Origin of the sequence: Maribrevibacterium harenarium, assembly GCF_006385675.1 — a bacterium.
Taxonomy (GTDB): domain Bacteria; phylum Pseudomonadota; class Gammaproteobacteria; order Pseudomonadales; family Marinomonadaceae; genus Marinomonas; species Marinomonas harenarium.
Window position 1 is genome coordinate 1 of sequence record NZ_VFRR01000134.1, and the last position, 643, is coordinate 643.

The window sequence follows — 643 nt, forward strand, 5'->3', positions numbered from 1 at the left end:
ATCGGTGCCCACTTTATTCACATTAATCGCGTTTAGCGTACCAATCTGCAATGCACTTGCTTCGGTGAGGTATAAGCCACCTGTTCCGGTGCCCTTCACATCCGCAGCCAATTTCGCGACGTTCAGTTCTAGGTGGTCTGAACCTGTGCCTGCACCATCACCATCCGCTGTACCGGTGGTCACAATCCGCAATTCATCGGCCGTGAGGTTATTGGTACCGGCGTTCGCATCCGTGATCGTCGCAGCACTTAGGCTGATATTACCCGTTGTCGTCAACTGCCCCAAGGCTAGGGTTGTCGCCGCTTCATAACGGATATTGTTTTCGCCGGTTGTGACTGCACCATCCGCCATGGTAATGGCATTGGCTCTCACATCCACTGTACCTCTATCTCTGGTGGTCAGATCGCCATTCGCGTTTTGCGTTAGCGTGTCGTCTGTCACCACACTGATATGGCCCGTACCGGCATCCACGCCAGCATCTAGGGTAATTTGGCCGGTGACATTCAGTAGTACATTGCCGCTACCTGCTGCCGACAAGCCTGTTGTGCCGTCTGTACCATCATTGATGGTCAGACCGCCTGCATTGACGCTTACAACAACAGCACCGTCTGAGGTCGTTGTTAGGTCTTCTTGGGCGCTATTC

At 53.5% G+C, this 643-nt stretch carries 1 protein-coding gene; it reads right to left on the bottom strand.

Annotation, left to right across the window (positions count from 1 at the left end; all coding sequences use genetic code 11):
* Positions 1-643 (bottom strand): hypothetical protein (locus tag FJM67_RS17625; RefSeq protein ID WP_181161558.1); only part of this gene is annotated, 643 nt, incomplete at both ends.